Source organism: Pseudomonas sp. CCC3.1, assembly GCF_034347405.1.
GTDB lineage: Bacteria > Pseudomonadota > Gammaproteobacteria > Pseudomonadales > Pseudomonadaceae > Aquipseudomonas.
Window position 1 is genome coordinate 3,697,503 of sequence record NZ_CP133778.1, and the last position, 15,021, is coordinate 3,712,523.

A 15,021-nucleotide genomic window follows, 5' to 3' on the forward strand; every position below is an offset into this window, starting at 1 on the left:
CCCGGCGAAGTTTGCAGGATCAGTCCTGCTTTTTGCGTATCCAGTACAGGTACGTGCCCGCTTCTTCTGCCTGGCCGACCAGTTCGTGGTCCAGAAACACACAGAATTTGGGGATGTCGCGGCGGGTCGACGGATCGGTGGCGATGACTTTCAGCAAGCCTCCCGGCGCCAAGTCGCGAATGTGTTGATGCAACATCATCACCGGCTCCGGGCAGTTCAGGCCTGTGGCATCCAGAATGCCGTCAAGCGGCAGATCAACAGCGTTCATCAGAGACTCCTGAATCAACGAGATTTGGGTTTTTTAACGTCCAATCGACGCAAATGGCAGGTGACTTCTTCGCGGTCGTGGTACAGCTGCTTGCAGCCAATCTCCACCTGAATGCCGCGCACCTTGAAGCCGTCGGCAATACGGTCCAGCAGGCGACGCACTTCGGCGTAGCGTTGTTTCATCGGCAACTTCAAGTTGACCACCGCCTCACGGCAATGCCCCTCACCGATCCACTCTTCGAGCATGGCCGCGTTACGCGCCGGCTTCTCGACGATGTCGCAAACCATCCAGTCCACCGGCTGCTTGGGCTTGAAGGTAAAGCCATCGGCCATCAAGTGCTGCACCAGGCCGGTGTCCATCAGGCTTTCAGCCATTGGACCGTTGTCGATGGCGGTCACAATCATGCCGCGATTGACCAGTTGCCAAGTCCAGCCACCGGGGGCGGCACCCAGGTCAACGCCGGTCATGTCACTGTGCAGGCGCTCGTCCCACTGATCGCGAGGGATAAAGTGGTGCCAGGCTTCTTCCAGCTTCAGGGTCGAACGGCTCGGTGCTTCACGCGGGAACTTGAGGCGCGGGATGCCCATTGGCCACATAGCGGAGTTATTGGACTCTGCCAGCCCCAGAAACACTTCGCGGCCACTTTTGAACGTCAGCAGCAAGCGCGGCTTGTGATCGGCGTCTTCGACCAGCTTGCCCGCCTTGAGCAAGGCCTTGCGCAGATGCCCTTCGAACTTCTTGCAGAAGTTGGACAGTTCTTTGCCGTCGTTGGTGTCGACCACTTCCAGCCACACACTGCCGCACACCGGGAAGTCAGCCATGTGTTCAAGGATGACGCTGATACGGTCGGTTTCCGGCAAATCGACGAAGCTGCCGCGTGCCCATTGGCGCGGGAAAATCAGCTCGGCAAAGCGCAACCCCTTCATAAGACGCTCGGCGCCGCCTTCTTCGGTGCACACAAACTCGGCGCAGGCGGTGCTCGGCTTGGCCTTGGCGTACCCGGACACATTGAGGCGGGCGGCATGCTCAGCGATTTCCGAGCAGACTTCGCCTTCGAAACCGGGACGGCAATGCATAAAAACGGTGTTCATTGAATTACTCCTGGGCAGCAAGCGGAAATTAGCTGGCTGCGCAACCTTGCTCAAGGGTCTGTTGACGTTTCGTTGTGGCCGCGACGATAGCCCACGTGGCGCAGGGCAAGGCGCGAGCAGTGTAGTTTGGTTGTTCCAAATAAACTGCGAGCAACACCGCCCTGCGCCACGTGGGCTATCGTCCCTTCGGGTCGCGTGTCAAATTTAGCCAGACTGCGTTACAGGGCTTGAGAAGGGAACAACCATTCCCTTCGCCCTGCGCCTTGCCTGGCTAAATTTGACCCAGCGACGCGGCTTACAACGAAACGTCAACAGACCCTAACGCAAGGACTGTCACGAAAAGGCGGGCATGATAACTGAGTTCGGAACCTTGAACCCGCATAGACAGTCCAGTTATTAGCCAGATCATTGAATCAGGGCTAGGTTAGTAGCTCTGCTCGTATCACACGATCCGTGCCGTGCGGATCAAAAGGAGTCATTTCATGTCCTCCCTCGATAGCCTGAACTCCCTCGCCACACTAAAAGTCGCCGATAAGACTTATCACTACTTCAGCCTGCCGCTCGCCGCCAAGACCCTGGGCGATTTGAGCCAATTGCCGATGTCGCTCAAAGTGCTGCTGGAAAACCTGTTGCGCTGGGAGGATGGCAAAACCGTCACCGAACCCGACCTTAAAGCCCTCGCCGCCTGGCTCAAAGAGCGGCGCAGCGACCGGGAAATCCAGTACAGACCGGCCCGCGTGTTGATGCAAGACTTTACCGGGGTACCGGCGGTGGTCGACCTCGCCGCCATGCGCGCCGCAATGGCCAAGGCGGGTGGCGATCCACAGCGCATCAACCCGTTGTCGCCGGTGGACCTGGTCATTGACCACTCAGTGATGGTCGACACGTTCGCCAGCGCCAGTGCTTTTGAACAGAACGTCGACATCGAAATGGAACGCAACGGTGAACGCTATGCGTTTTTGCGCTGGGGCCAGGATGCGTTCGATAACTTCAGTGTGGTGCCGCCCGGCACCGGGATTTGCCATCAGGTGAATCTGGAGTATCTGGGCCGTACGGTCTGGACCAAAGACGAAGACGGCCGCACGTATGCGTTCCCGGACACGCTGGTGGGCACCGACTCGCACACCACCATGATTAACGGCCTCGGCGTTCTGGGCTGGGGCGTCGGCGGTATCGAGGCCGAAGCCGCGATGCTCGGCCAACCCGTGTCGATGCTGATCCCCGAAGTGGTGGGTTTCAAGCTCAGTGGCAAGCTCAAAGAAGGCATCACTGCGACCGACTTGGTGCTGACAGTCACACAAATGCTGCGCAGCAAAGGCGTTGTGGGCAAGTTTGTTGAGTTTTATGGCGACGGCCTGGCTGATTTACCGCTGGCCGACCGCGCGACGATTGCCAACATGGCCCCTGAGTATGGCGCCACGTGCGGGTTTTTCCCGGTGGATGACATCACCCTTGATTACCTGCGCCTGTCCGGGCGCCCCGACGCCACGGTCAAACTGGTAGAGGCTTACTGCAAGGCTCAGGGCCTGTGGCGTGAAGCCGGGCAGGAGCCGATCTTTACTGAAATCCTGGCACTCGACATGGGCACAGTCGAAGCCAGCCTGGCAGGGCCGAAACGCCCGCAAGATCGGGTGGCGCTGCCCAATGTTGCACAGGCTTTCAGCGACTTTTTGAGCCTGCAATTTAAACCCGCCAATAAAGAAGAAGGCCGCCTGGAAAGCGAAGGCGGTGGTGGCGTGGCCGTGGGCAATGCCGACTTGGTCGGCGAGGCGCAATACACCTATGAAGGGCACACCTATCACCTGAAAAACGGTGCCGTGGTGATTGCCGCGATTACCTCGTGCACCAACACTTCTAACCCGAGCGTGATGATGGCGGCCGGGCTGGTGGCGAAAAAAGCGGTCGAAAAAGGCCTTAAACGCCAGCCGTGGGTCAAAACCTCGCTGGCCCCCGGCTCCAAGGTGGTGACCGATTACTACAAGGCGGCAGGCCTCACGCCGTACCTCGACCAACTGGGTTTTGCCCTGGTCGGTTATGGCTGCACCACCTGCATTGGCAACTCCGGGCCATTGCCCGAGCCGATTGAAAAAGCCATCACCCAGTCCGACCTGACCGTGGCCTCGGTGTTGTCGGGCAACCGAAACTTTGAAGGCCGTGTGCACCCGCTGGTCAAAACCAACTGGCTGGCCTCGCCGCCACTGGTGGTCGCTTATGCCTTGGCGGGCACGGTGCGCATCGACATCAGCAGTGAGCCGTTGGGCGTGGGCACAGACGGCAAACCGGTTTACTTGCGTGATATATGGCCCAGCCAAAAAGAAATCGCCGACGCGGTGGCGCAGGTCAGTACCGGCATGTTCCACAAGGAGTACGCCGAGGTCTTTGCCGGTGACGAACAATGGCAAGCCATTGAAGTCCCACAGGCGGCCACTTATGTCTGGCAGCCAGACTCCACGTACATCCAGCACCCGCCGTTCTTTGATGAGATTAGCGGCCCATTGCCGGTGATTGAAGACGTCAAACGCGCAAACATTTTGGCGCTGCTGGGTGATTCGGTGACCACCGACCACATCTCCCCTGCGGGCAACATCAAGGCCGACAGCCCGGCCGGTCGTTACTTGCGCGAGAAAGGCGTCGAGCCGCGTGACTTCAACTCGTATGGTTCACGACGCGGCAACCACGAAGTAATGATGCGCGGCACATTCGCCAACATCCGCATTCGCAATGAAATGCTCGGCGGCGAAGAAGGCGGCAATACGATTTACATCCCGACTGGCGAGAAACTGCCGATCTACGATGCCGCCATGCGTTATCAGGCTTCCGGCACGCCGCTGGTGGTGATTGCCGGTCAAGAATACGGCACAGGCTCCAGCCGTGACTGGGCTGCCAAGGGCACCAATCTGCTGGGGGTCAAAGCGGTGATTGCCGAGAGTTTTGAGCGCATCCACCGTTCTAACCTGGTCGGCATGGGCGTATTGCCCTTGCAGTTCAAGCTGGACCAGAACCGCAAGAGCCTGAAACTGACCGGCAAGGAAACCCTCGATATTCTTGGGCTGACCGGCGCCGAACTTGAACCTCGCATGAACCTGACACTGGTAATCACCCGTGAAAATGGCCAGCAGGAAAAAGTCGACGTGCTGTGCCGGATCGATACCCTGAACGAAGTGGAATACTTCAAGGCAGGCGGGATCTTGCACTACGTACTGCGTCAGTTGATTGCTTCGTAGCCGCCATTAACCCCCTGTGGGAGCGGGCTTGCTCGCGATGCAAAGGATGCGGTTTAACAGAAAAACCGCATCGCTTGCATCGCTGGTAAGCCAGGCTCCCACACGTCTATGTTCACCCATCTGCTTCACGCTGAATCGTTATACTCATGCGCCCTGATCTCCCCCCTAGGATCCGCATGATCGCCCTGCCCTGGCCTTATCTCGCCCTATTAACCCTCGGCTACGGGATTGCCCTGAGCTACGGCCAATTAGATGTTCAAGCCTTTATTGCCTTGGCCGCCCTGGTGGTTAGCGGGCTTGGCGCCTATCAAACCCGACACCCATGGCTACGCTACGCCGGTCATGGGGTGTTTGTGTTGCTGGCCCTCGCCTTGGCCCTGCATTGGCTACCCGGTTTTCACAACGGCCGCGCCATCAGCCCCGAGCGCCTGACCCCGGATGCCGTGCCCTTTTCGATGTACCTGAATCTGGACAAACCTCTGATCGGCTTTTGGCTGCTGCTGGTTTGCCCGTGGGTTGCGCCGCGCTTTAACTGGCGAGCGTCAGTAGGCGCCACGTTAGTGGGGCTGGTACTGGCCGCCATGGCTGCATTGGGTGGCGCGCTGTTGCTGGGCATCATTGTCTGGGCGCCGAAGTGGCCCAGCCAAGGCTGGATATGGCTATTGAATAACCTGCTGCTGGTGACGCTGGTCGAAGAAGCGCTGTTTCGCGGCTATCTCCAGGGCGGGCTGAGTCGCTGCTTCAAACAACTGCCGTACGGGCAAACCCTGGCCTTGGTGCTTGCCTCGCTGTTGTTCGGCCTGGCGCATATCGGCGCAGGTTGGCAGTGGGTGCTATTGGCGGGCATTGCCGGGCTTTGCTACGGCCTGGCCTACCGCTTTGGCGGGCTAAGTGCGGCGATCGCGACGCACTTTGGCTTGAACGTGCTGCACTTGGCATTCTTTACCTATCCCATGCTGGCGCTTTAACCTCACCCAATCGCTGCAACAGCGTTCATGCACGCTGTTGCTGCAGAAATATAAATTAAACAATTCGCGCCCACTGCCGACAGCCTGTCAAAGTCTTGCGGATTGAAACGACATGCGTAACAACCAGCCCATCACTCAACGCGAACGCACATTCCCCGCGCAACAACGGTTGATTTCCACGACCGATGCCAAAGGCATGATCACCTACTGCAATGACGCCTTTGTCGAGATCAGTGGGTTCTCGCGCGATGAGCTGATACGCGCACCGCACAATCTTGTGCGCCACCCGGATGTCCCCCCCGCTGTGTTCGAACACATGTGGGGCACCCTGAAAAAGGGCATGCCGTGGATGGGCATCGTCAAAAACCGCTGCAAGTCCGGCGACCATTACTGGGTCAATGCCTACGTCACCCCGGTGTTTGAAAACGAGCAAGTGGTGGGTTACGAATCGGTGCGGGTCAAGCCGAGCGCTGAGCAAATCCGCCGTGCCGAGGCGCTGTACCTGCGGCTTAATCGCGGTAAACCCGCCGTTCCGCGCCGTGATAAATGGCTGCCGGTGCTGCAAGACTGGCTGCCGTTTATTCTGGTCAGCCAACTGAGTTTCATCATCGGCGCCCTGCTCAACTCCAGTTGGGGCTTTGCCTTGGCAGCCCTGTTGTCGATCCCGCTGGGGCTGCTCGGCCTGACCTGGCAACAACGCGGGATCAAGCGCTTGCTGCGCCTGGCCGAGCAAACCACGTCCGACCCGCTGATTGCGCAGATGTACACCGACAGCCGAGGCCCGCAAGCACGTCTGGAAATGTCCATCCTGAGCCAGGAAGCACGCCTCAAAACCTGCCTGACCCGTCTGCAAGACACCGCTGAGCACCTGAGCGAGCAAGCCCGGCAATCGGATGCGCTGGCACACAAGAGTTCCAGCGGGCTGGAGCGCCAGCGCGTCGAGACTGAGCAGGTTGCCACTGCGGTCAATCAAATGGCCGCGACCACGCAAGAAGTCGCCAGCCACGTGCAACGCACCGCGGACGCCACACAAGAAGCCAACCGTCTGACCAGCCGTGGTCGCGATATAGCAGGCGAAACCCGAGAAGCCATTGAGCGTTTGTCGGTGGTCGTGGGTGAAACCGGCACCACCGTGACTCAACTGGCCAAGGACAGCGACGAGATCGGCGGCGTGGTCGACGTGATCAAAGGGATTGCTGATCAAACCAACCTGCTGGCGCTGAACGCAGCAATTGAAGCCGCACGAGCCGGCGAGATGGGCCGTGGCTTTGCCGTGGTAGCAGATGAAGTGCGCCAATTGGCGCAACGCACCAGCCTGTCGACAGGGCAGATTCATGCGTTGATTGCCAAGCTGCAACAGACCGCAGCAACTGCCGTGCAGACCATGAACGCCGGGCACCGCCAGGCGCAAGAAGGTGTGGCGCGGGTACTGGAAGCCGACGCAGCACTGGTCGGGATCAGTGAAGCGGTGGCCAACATCACCGACATGACCACCCAGATTGCCGCCGCCACCGAAGAACAAAGTGCTGTGGCTGAAGAAGTCAGCCGCAACATCAGTACCATTGCCGACCTGGCCGACCAAACCTCTGAACAGGCGCAGCATTCAGCGCGATTGAGCGAAGAACTGGCGCAGACCGTGAATATCCAGTATTCGCTGGTGGAGCGGTTTAACCGCTAATGATGGTCATGTGACTTCTCTGTAGGAGCGAGCTTGCCTCGCGATCTTTTGATCTTAAAAAGATCGCGAGGCAAGCTCGCTCCTACAAGGGGTTTATTTCAGGCAGTTGGCGATTTTGTCTGCCGCCGCCTCCAGATGCTGCTCATGGGTGCAGCCCGACGCTTTGAGCGGCTTCAAATCGTGATCACCCGCCGCCAACCAGAACACTTCAATGCTCGGCGCCAGCGTGTAGCCTTGTACGGCCTCGCGATTGCCCAGCGCATCACGCTCGCCTTGCACGATCAGGGTCGGTGTCTTTAGCTCGGCCAGGTGCACGACCCGAGGTTTTTCCGGCTTGCCGACGGCATAGAACGGGTAGCCCAGACACACCAATCGATCCACTTCCAACTCATCCGCCACCAGGCTGGCCATGCGCCCCCCCATGGACTTGCCACCAATGGCCAATGGCCCAGCGACATGCCGTCGCACCTCGCTGTAAACCTCGCGCCAGGATTCGAGCAATTTGGCCTGTGGATTAGGCGGCCTTTTGCCACCTTCTCGACGCCGTTGCGCCATGTACGGGAACTCGAAGCGCAGCACGTTGATCCCGTGTGCAGCAAGGCGTTCGGCCATGCCGGTCATCCAGTCGCTGTCCATCGGCGCCCCCGCGCCGTGCGCCAGGATCAAGGTCGACGCTGAAGGCGTTTGCGCAGCGTTCCACAACCAGCCCCGTGCCTGCACGCACTGCGCCCATTGATCCTCGTCAATACCCACTTTGCCGCCTACGCCCATGCTTGCCTCGCTTTTAGTCTGCCTATAACTCCAGGCGTGCGTTGAACTCGCCTGATCCGTGGATGGGGAACCATGAACACTTCTACAAGTACCGCCTACAACTACAAGGTGGTCCGCCAATTTGCCATTATGACGGTGGTTTGGGGCATCGTCGGTATGGGGCTCGGCGTTTTTCTCGCCGCGCAGTTGGTCTGGCCTGAACTTAACTTCGATTTGCCTTGGACCAGTTTCGGGCGTCTGCGCCCATTGCACACCAACGCAGTGATTTTCGCCTTTGGCGGTTGCGCACTTTTTGCGTCCTCGTTCTACTCGGTGCAACGCACCTGTCAGACCACGCTGTTTGCACCCAAAATCGCCGCGTTCACCTTTTGGGGCTGGCAATTGGTCATTCTGCTGGCTGCGATCAGCTTGCCGCTGGGCTACACCAGCTCCAAGGAATACGCAGAGCTTGAATGGCCGATCGATATTTTGATCACCATCGTCTGGGTCGCTTACGCCATCGTGTTCTTCGGCACGATCATGAAGCGCAAGACCAAGCACATTTACGTGGGCAACTGGTTCTTCGGCGCGTTTATCGTGACCGTGGCCATTTTGCACATCGTTAACAACCTGGAAATTCCGGTCAGCCTCACCAAGTCCTACTCACTCTACGGTGGCGCAACTGACGCCATGGTGCAGTGGTGGTACGGCCACAACGCCGTGGGCTTTTTCCTGACAGCGGGCTTTTTGGGGATGATGTATTACTTCGTGCCGAAACAGGCCGAACGCCCGATCTATTCCTATCGCCTGTCTATCGTGCACTTCTGGGCGCTGATCACCCTGTACATCTGGGCCGGTCCGCACCATTTGCACTACACCGCGCTGCCGGACTGGGCCCAGTCGCTGGGCATGGTGATGTCGCTGATTCTGCTGGCACCGAGCTGGGGCGGCATGATCAACGGCATGATGACGCTCTCGGGCGCTTGGCATAAGTTGCGCAGCGACCCGATCCTGCGCTTCCTCGTGGTCTCCCTGGCGTTCTACGGCATGTCGACGTTCGAAGGCCCGATGATGGCCATCAAGACCGTCAACGCCCTCTCCCACTACACCGACTGGACCATCGGCCACGTACACGCCGGGGCTCTGGGCTGGGTGGCGATGATTTCGATCGGCGCGCTGTATCACATGATTCCCAAAGTGTTCGGTCGCCCGCAGATGTACAGCACCGGCCTGATCAACGCGCACTTCTGGCTGGCCACTATCGGCACCGTGCTTTACATCGCGTCGATGTGGGTCAACGGCATCGCTCAAGGCCTGATGTGGCGCGCAGTCAACGAAGACGGCACGCTGACGTACTCCTTCGTCGAAACCCTGGTGGCCAGCCATCCGGGCTATGTGGTGCGACTGATCGGCGGGGCGATTTTCCTGAGTGGCATGTTCCTGATGGCTTACAACACTTGGCGCACCGTGCGTAATGCCGAGCCCGCCGACGTTGTAGCCGCCGCGCAGATGGCTTAAGGAGTTCGCCATGAAACACGAGATTATTGAAAAAAATATCGGCCTCATGCTGTTGCTGATGATTCTGTGCGTGAGTGTCGGCGGCCTGACACAGATCGTGCCGCTGTTTTTCGAGGACGTGACCAACACCCCCGTCGAAGGCATGAAGCCTTACACCGCGCTGCAACTGGAAGGCCGCGACGTTTACATCCGCGAAGGTTGCGTGGGCTGCCACTCGCAGATGATCCGTCCGTTCCGCGCCGAAACCGAGCGTTATGGCCACTATTCGGTGGCCGGTGAAAGCGTGTGGGATCACCCGTTTCTGTGGGGTTCCAAGCGTACCGGGCCAGACCTGGCACGCGTTGGCAGCCGCTACTCGGATGACTGGCACCGCGCGCACTTGTACAACCCGCGCAACGTCGTGCCCGAGTCCAAAATGCCCGCCTACCCGTGGTTGGTTTCAACACCGGTGGATAGCAGCCATACCGCGAAAAAACTCGAAGTGATGCGCACCCTCGGCGTGCCATACACCGATGAAGACATCGCCAATGCCAAGCAGTCAGTCAAGGGTAAAACCGAAATGGACGCGCTGGTGGCCTACCTGCAAGTGCTCGGCACTGCCATCAAGAGCAAGAGGTGAGCCATGGTGTTTGAGATGAGTAGTGGAATGATTCGCGGGCTGGGCACTGTGGTGGTTGCAGTGGCTTTTATCGGTCTGGCGCTGTGGGTGTTCAGCCCACGGCGCAAGTCGGAGTTCGAAGACGCGACCTTACTGCCATTCAAGGACGATCCAGAGGCCATAAAACACGTCGAGCAAGCGCAAGCGTCCAGGAGTAACAAACATGTCTGAGTTCTGGAGTATCTACGTCAGCGTGCTGACCATTGGCACGTTGATCGGCCTGACCTGGCTGCTGTTCGGTACGCGCAAGGGCGAGAAAAAAAGCGAAACCGTCGAAACCATGGGGCACAGCTTCGATGGCATCGAGGAGTACGACAACCCGCTGCCGCGCTGGTGGTTCATGTTGTTCATCGGCACGCTGGTATTTGGGGTCGGCTACTTGATCCTCTACCCGGGCCTGGGCAACTGGAAAGGCCTGCTGCCGGGTTACGAAGATGGCTGGACCGGCGCCCACGAGTGGGAAAAGGAAATGGACAAGGCTGATGCCCGGTTCGGCCCGATTTTCGCCAAGTATGCCGCCATGCCGGTCGAGCAAGTTGCGCAAGATCCGGCGGCCCTGAAAATGGGCGGCCGCCTGTTCGCCTCCAACTGCTCGGTGTGCCACGGCTCGGATGCCAAGGGCGCGTTCGGCTTTCCGAACCTCGCTGACGCTTCTTGGCGCTGGGGCGGTGATGCCGACACCATTAAAGCCACGATCATGGGGGGGCGCATTGCGATGATGCCCGCCTGGGGTGAGGTGCTGGGTGAGGACGGGGTGAAAAACGTCTCGGCCTATGTGCGTCATAGCCTGGCAGGCCTGCCTCTGCCGCAGGGCACGACGTTCAATCTGGACGCGGGCAAGCAAGCGTACGACACCACCTGTGTGGCGTGTCACGGCGCAAACGGCAAAGGCAACCCGCTGATGGGCGCGCCAGACCTGACGGCACCGGCGGCCTTTATTTACGGCACCAGCCTGGCGCAATTGCAGCAAACCATTCGTCATGGTCGCCAAGGCCATATGCCAGCGCAAAACGAGTTGCTGGGTAACGATAAGGTGCAATTGGTGGCCGCCTACGTCTTCAGCTTGTCGCACGGCAATCAAGAGGAAAAAACCGCCGAGTAATCGTAATGCCCGTTAGTTAAACGACACGACGCTTGTCCTCTGTGGGAGTCTGGCTTGCCAGCGATGCAGGCGACGCGATCTGACAACAGACCGCATCGCCTGCATCGCTGGCACGTCAGGCTCCCACATTTTTTTGCACTCTCTGAAACGGAGTGCGCTTCACTGACTGGCATCGGCCGAATAAGCCGGATCATCGTCTTGGATTTCTTGAAAAGTTGTATACATCTATGTGAACAATCGCTGGACATTCCTTCTCGCCTCTTTTACTTTCTCCCTCAGATTCGCCTCGCCCAGCCCGTTCGCCATTCCCTTGCGCGCGGTGTTTTTTCACGGCCATTTTGACCCCACACAACACATGGAAAGGCCGCAGAATAAGCGCTGCAACGCATTGACCCAGGTCAAGCTGCGTTGCAATAGCCCGGCACATTACCCATACTCACGACCGCTTTTTACTCCTAATAAAATATAAAACCGTGGAACCTTAGAATGAGCACAGCAATCAGTCCGACTGCTTATAACTATAAGGTCGTCCGCCAGTTCGCCATCATGACGGTGGTCTGGGGGATCCTTGGCATGGGACTCGGGGTTTTTATCGCGTCGCAACTGGTGTGGCCCGAACTGAACCTTGGCCTTGAATGGACGACCTTTGGCCGTCTGCGCCCCTTACACACCAACCTTGTGATTTTCGCCTTCGGCGGCTGCGCATTGTTTGGCACCTCTTACTACGTGGTGCAACGCACCTGCCAAACCCGATTGATTTCCGACACCCTGGCCTCGTTTAGTTTCTGGGGCTGGCAGGCGGTGATCGTTGGCGCAATCATCACCTTGCCGCTGGGTTACACCACCACCAAAGAATACGCAGAACTGGAATGGCCGCTGGCCATCCTGCTGGCCATCGTCTGGGTGGTTTACGGCATCGTGTTCTTCGGCACCATTACCCGGCGTAAAACCAAGCACATCTATGTGGGCAACTGGTTCTACGGCGCGTTTATTGTGGTGACGGCCATGCTGCACATCGTCAACCACGCGTCCCTGCCAGTGAGCTTTTTCAAGTCTTACTCGGCGTACGCGGGTGCGACGGATGCCATGATTCAGTGGTGGTACGGGCACAACGCGGTAGGGTTTTTCCTGACAACCGGCTTCCTGGGCATGATGTATTACTTCGTGCCCAAGCAGGCTGAGCGCCCGATTTACTCGTATCGCTTGTCTATCGTGCACTTCTGGGCGCTGATCACCCTGTACATCTGGGCAGGTCCGCACCACTTGCACTACACCGCACTGCCGGACTGGGCGCAGTCATTGGGCATGGCCATGTCGATCATTCTGCTGGCGCCAAGTTGGGGCGGCATGATCAACGGCATGATGACGCTGTCGGGCGCCTGGCATAAGTTGCGCACCGACCCGATCCTGCGCTTCCTGGTGGTGTCGTTGGCGTTCTATGGCATGTCGACCTTCGAAGGTCCGATGATGGCCATCAAGACCGTCAACGCGCTGTCGCACTACACCGACTGGACCATCGGCCACGTACACGCCGGGGCGCTGGGTTGGGTCGCGATGATTTCGATTGGCGCCATGTACCACATGATCCCGAAAATCTACGGCCAAAAGCAGATGTACAGCACCCGTCTGATCAACGTGCATTTCTGGCTGGCGACCATCGGCACTGTGCTTTACATCGCCTCGATGTGGGTCAACGGCATCACTCAGGGCCTGATGTGGCGCGCGATCAACGACGACGGCACCCTGACTTACTCGTTCGTCGAAGCACTGCAAGCCAGCCACCCTGGCTTTATCGTCCGCGCCCTCGGCGGGGCTATTTTCGCCAGCGGCATGCTGTTCATGGCCTACAACGTATTCCGCACAGTACGCGCCTCGAACCCGGTTGAAGCTGAAGCCGCGAGCAAGATCGCGGTAGTGGGAGCCCACTGATGATTAAGCACGACACTATCGAGAAGAATATTGGCCTCATGGCCTTCTTCATGGTCATCGCTGTGAGCATCGGCGGCCTGACGCAAATCGTTCCGCTGTTCTTTCAGGACGTGACCAATACCCCGGTTGAGGGCATGAAGCCGCGCAGTGCGCTGGAACTCGAAGGCCGCGATATTTACATCGCCAATGGCTGCGTGGGCTGCCACTCGCAAATGATCCGCCCGTTCCGCGCCGAAACCGAACGTTACGGGCACTACTCGGTCGCCGGTGAAAGCGTCTGGGATCACCCGTTTCTGTGGGGTTCCAAGCGTACCGGGCCGGACCTGGCACGCGTGGGCGGTCGTTACTCTGATGACTGGCAACGTGCGCACTTGTACAACCCGCGCAACGTGGTGCCTGAGTCGATCATGCCGGCTTACCCGTTTCTCGTAGAACGAAAACTGGACGGCAAAGACACGGCTAAAAAAATGGAAGTCTTGCGCACACTGGGCGTTCCTTACACCGATGCAGACATCGCCGGTGCCAAGGATGCAGTGAAGGGCAAAACCGAAATGGACGCACTGGTGGCTTACCTCCAGGGCTTGGGCACCCTCATCAAAAGCAAACGGTGATCTGGATGGATATCGGGATGATTCGTGGCCTGGGCACTGTCGTGGTGATGGTGGCGTTTATCGGTTTGGCGCTGTGGGTGTTCAGCCCGCGACGCAAGTCAGAGTTTGACGACGCGACGATGCTGCCGTTCATGGACGATCCCGAAGCCATCAAGCACGTCGAGCAAGAGCAAGCGTCTAGGAGTAACAAAGAATGACTACCTTCTGGAGTCTGTACGTCACAGTCCTCACTCTGGGTACGATCTTCGCTTTGACCTGGCTGCTGCTGGCCACTCGCAAGGGCCAGCGCAGCGAGCAGACCGACGAGAAAGTCGGGCACGCTTACGACGGGATCGAAGAGTACGACAACCCAATGCCCAAATGGTGGTTCATGCTGTTTGTGGGCACCATCGTTTTTGCCCTCGGCTACCTGGTGCTGTACCCGGGTCTGGGGAACTGGAAAGGCCTGCTGCCGGGTTATCAGTACCTGGACACCAAAGAGCAAACCCCATTTGCCAATGGCCAGACCGGCTGGACCGGCGTGCATGAGTGGGAAAAGGAAATGGCCAAGTCGGACGCAAAATTTGGACCGATCTTTGCCAAGTTTGCCGCCATGCCCATCGAAGAAGTCGCCAAGGACCCGCAAGCACTGAAAATGGGCGGCCGCCTGTTCGCCTCCAACTGCTCGGTGTGCCACGGTTCCGACGCCAAGGGCGCTTATGGCTTTCCCAACCTGACCGACGCCGACTGGCGCTGGGGCGGTACACCCGCCGACATCAAGACCACCATCATGGCCGGGCGTCACGCCGTCATGCCGGGCTGGGCGCAAGTGATCGGCGAGCAAGGCGTCAGCGACGTGGCGGCTTACGTACTGACCAGTCTGGACGGCCGCAAACTGCCAGACGGTGCGAAGGCCGACCCGCTCAAGGGCAAGGAAATCTACGCCACCAACTGCGCGATGTGCCACGGCCCGGAAGGCAAAGGCAACCCATTGATGGGCGCACCCAACCTGACTCACCCCGGCGCGTTTATCTACGGTTCGAGCTTCGCTCAGTTGCAGCAGACCATCCGTTACGGCCGTCAGGGCCAGATGCCTGCCCAGGCTGAGTTGCAAGGCAATGACAAGGTGCACTTGCTGGCCGCTTACGTGTACAGCCTGTCCCATGGCGATGAGGCCAAGACAGAGGAGTAAAACCCTCGGGTAATCGCTCCCAAAACCGGCCCTGCCAACGACCGTTGTCGGGG

At 58.8% G+C, this 15,021-nt stretch carries 14 protein-coding genes; 11 read left to right on the plus strand and 3 right to left on the minus strand.

The features are described 5' to 3' along the window. Nucleotides 1-19: 19 nt before the first annotated feature. Together tusA and rlmM are read right to left on the minus strand one after the other, a co-directional pair. Nucleotides 20-268, minus strand: coding sequence for a sulfurtransferase TusA (tusA, locus tag RHM56_RS16145; RefSeq protein ID WP_322233852.1), 249 nt, complete (start codon nucleotides 266-268; stop codon nucleotides 20-22). 14 nt (nucleotides 269-282) lie between these two features. Next, nucleotides 283-1,359: a 23S rRNA (cytidine(2498)-2'-O)-methyltransferase RlmM gene (gene rlmM / locus RHM56_RS16150; protein WP_322233854.1), complete on the minus strand. Its 1,077-nt coding sequence runs from the start codon at nucleotides 1,357-1,359 to the stop codon at nucleotides 283-285. A gap of 482 nt (nucleotides 1,360-1,841) precedes the next feature. Between rlmM and acnA the strand changes: the two genes are divergently transcribed. From acnA to RHM56_RS16165, 3 genes are all read left to right on the plus strand, one after another. Then, the gene (gene acnA, locus RHM56_RS16155) at nucleotides 1,842-4,583 is read left to right on the plus strand and encodes an aconitate hydratase AcnA (protein ID WP_322233857.1); all 2,742 of its coding nucleotides are present in this window, start codon (nucleotides 1,842-1,844) and stop codon (nucleotides 4,581-4,583) included. 176 nt (nucleotides 4,584-4,759) lie between these two features. After that, entirely contained in the window at nucleotides 4,760-5,551 is a 792-nt protein-coding gene (locus RHM56_RS16160) for a type II CAAX endopeptidase family protein (RefSeq protein WP_322233860.1), read from the plus strand. Nucleotides 5,552-5,663: 112 nt separating this feature from the next. Beyond that, complete coding sequence (locus RHM56_RS16165; protein WP_322233863.1) at nucleotides 5,664-7,229, plus strand: PAS domain-containing methyl-accepting chemotaxis protein; 1,566 nt, start codon at nucleotides 5,664-5,666, stop codon at nucleotides 7,227-7,229. Nucleotides 7,230-7,322: 93 nt separating this feature from the next. Here RHM56_RS16165 and RHM56_RS16170 read toward each other — a convergent pair whose 3' ends face one another. Next, complete coding sequence (locus RHM56_RS16170; protein ID WP_322233866.1) at nucleotides 7,323-8,000, minus strand: alpha/beta family hydrolase; 678 nt, start codon at nucleotides 7,998-8,000, stop codon at nucleotides 7,323-7,325. Between the two features lie 72 nt (nucleotides 8,001-8,072). On the opposite strand from RHM56_RS16170, the gene ccoN (RHM56_RS16175) reads away from it, so the two are divergent. The 8 genes from ccoN (RHM56_RS16175) (at nucleotide 8,073) to ccoP (RHM56_RS16210) (ending at nucleotide 14,968) form a co-directional block, all read left to right on the plus strand. Continuing rightward, nucleotides 8,073-9,497 (plus strand): cytochrome-c oxidase, cbb3-type subunit I, encoded by a 1,425-nt coding sequence (gene ccoN / locus RHM56_RS16175; RefSeq protein ID WP_322233870.1) that lies wholly within the window; start codon nucleotides 8,073-8,075, stop codon nucleotides 9,495-9,497. Nucleotides 9,498-9,507: 10 nt separating this feature from the next. Next, entirely contained in the window at nucleotides 9,508-10,116 is a 609-nt protein-coding gene (gene ccoO, locus RHM56_RS16180; RefSeq protein WP_322233874.1) for a cytochrome-c oxidase, cbb3-type subunit II, read from the plus strand. A gap of 15 nt (nucleotides 10,117-10,131) precedes the next feature. Continuing rightward, the gene (locus RHM56_RS16185; RefSeq protein WP_322233876.1) at nucleotides 10,132-10,326 is read left to right on the plus strand and encodes a cbb3-type cytochrome c oxidase subunit 3; all 195 of its coding nucleotides are present in this window, start codon (nucleotides 10,132-10,134) and stop codon (nucleotides 10,324-10,326) included. Beyond that, nucleotides 10,319-11,257, plus strand: a complete 939-nt coding sequence (gene ccoP / locus RHM56_RS16190; RefSeq protein WP_322233878.1) for a cytochrome-c oxidase, cbb3-type subunit III — start codon at nucleotides 10,319-10,321, stop codon at nucleotides 11,255-11,257. The genes RHM56_RS16185 and ccoP (RHM56_RS16190) overlap by 8 nt, the downstream gene beginning before the upstream one ends. A gap of 486 nt (nucleotides 11,258-11,743) precedes the next feature. Beyond that, nucleotides 11,744-13,186 carry a cytochrome-c oxidase, cbb3-type subunit I gene (ccoN, locus tag RHM56_RS16195; protein WP_322233881.1) on the plus strand — a complete coding sequence of 481 codons (1,443 nt, stop codon included), beginning with the start codon at nucleotides 11,744-11,746 and terminating at the stop codon, nucleotides 13,184-13,186. 2 nt (nucleotides 13,187-13,188) lie between these two features. Continuing rightward, nucleotides 13,189-13,797, plus strand: a complete 609-nt coding sequence (gene ccoO, locus RHM56_RS16200) for a cytochrome-c oxidase, cbb3-type subunit II (RefSeq protein ID WP_416194918.1) — start codon at nucleotides 13,189-13,191, stop codon at nucleotides 13,795-13,797. A gap of 5 nt (nucleotides 13,798-13,802) precedes the next feature. Beyond that, nucleotides 13,803-13,994, plus strand: a complete 192-nt coding sequence (locus RHM56_RS16205; RefSeq protein ID WP_322233886.1) for a cbb3-type cytochrome c oxidase subunit 3 — start codon at nucleotides 13,803-13,805, stop codon at nucleotides 13,992-13,994. Continuing rightward, on the plus strand, nucleotides 13,991-14,968 hold the full coding sequence (gene ccoP, locus RHM56_RS16210) for a cytochrome-c oxidase, cbb3-type subunit III (protein WP_322233890.1): 978 nt from the start codon (nucleotides 13,991-13,993) through the stop codon (nucleotides 14,966-14,968). Before RHM56_RS16205 ends, ccoP (RHM56_RS16210) begins: the two co-directional genes overlap by 4 nt. The last annotated feature ends 53 nt before the right edge of the window (nucleotides 14,969-15,021 follow it).

Bases quoted from the DNA above. Each gene is read 5' to 3' on its own strand.
- ccoN (WP_322233870.1), top strand. From the start codon at position 8,073: ATGAACACTTCTACAAGTACCGCCTACAACTACAAGGTGGTCCGCCAA.
- ccoP (WP_322233878.1), top strand. From the start codon at position 10,319: ATGTCTGAGTTCTGGAGTATCTACGTCAGCGTGCTGACCATTGGCACG.
- ccoP (WP_322233890.1), top strand. From the start codon at position 13,991: ATGACTACCTTCTGGAGTCTGTACGTCACAGTCCTCACTCTGGGTACG.
- ccoN (WP_322233881.1), top strand. From the start codon at position 11,744: ATGAGCACAGCAATCAGTCCGACTGCTTATAACTATAAGGTCGTCCGC.
- ccoO (WP_322233874.1), top strand. From the start codon at position 9,508: ATGAAACACGAGATTATTGAAAAAAATATCGGCCTCATGCTGTTGCTG.
- RHM56_RS16165 (WP_322233863.1), top strand. From the start codon at position 5,664: ATGCGTAACAACCAGCCCATCACTCAACGCGAACGCACATTCCCCGCG.
- tusA (WP_322233852.1), bottom strand. From the start codon at position 268: ATGAACGCTGTTGATCTGCCGCTTGACGGCATTCTGGATGCCACAGGC.
- acnA (WP_322233857.1), top strand. From the start codon at position 1,842: ATGTCCTCCCTCGATAGCCTGAACTCCCTCGCCACACTAAAAGTCGCC.
- RHM56_RS16170 (WP_322233866.1), bottom strand. From the start codon at position 8,000: ATGGGCGTAGGCGGCAAAGTGGGTATTGACGAGGATCAATGGGCGCAG.
- RHM56_RS16160 (WP_322233860.1), top strand. From the start codon at position 4,760: ATGATCGCCCTGCCCTGGCCTTATCTCGCCCTATTAACCCTCGGCTAC.
- RHM56_RS16185 (WP_322233876.1), top strand. From the start codon at position 10,132: ATGAGTAGTGGAATGATTCGCGGGCTGGGCACTGTGGTGGTTGCAGTG.
- rlmM (WP_322233854.1), bottom strand. From the start codon at position 1,359: ATGAACACCGTTTTTATGCATTGCCGTCCCGGTTTCGAAGGCGAAGTC.
- RHM56_RS16205 (WP_322233886.1), top strand. From the start codon at position 13,803: ATGGATATCGGGATGATTCGTGGCCTGGGCACTGTCGTGGTGATGGTG.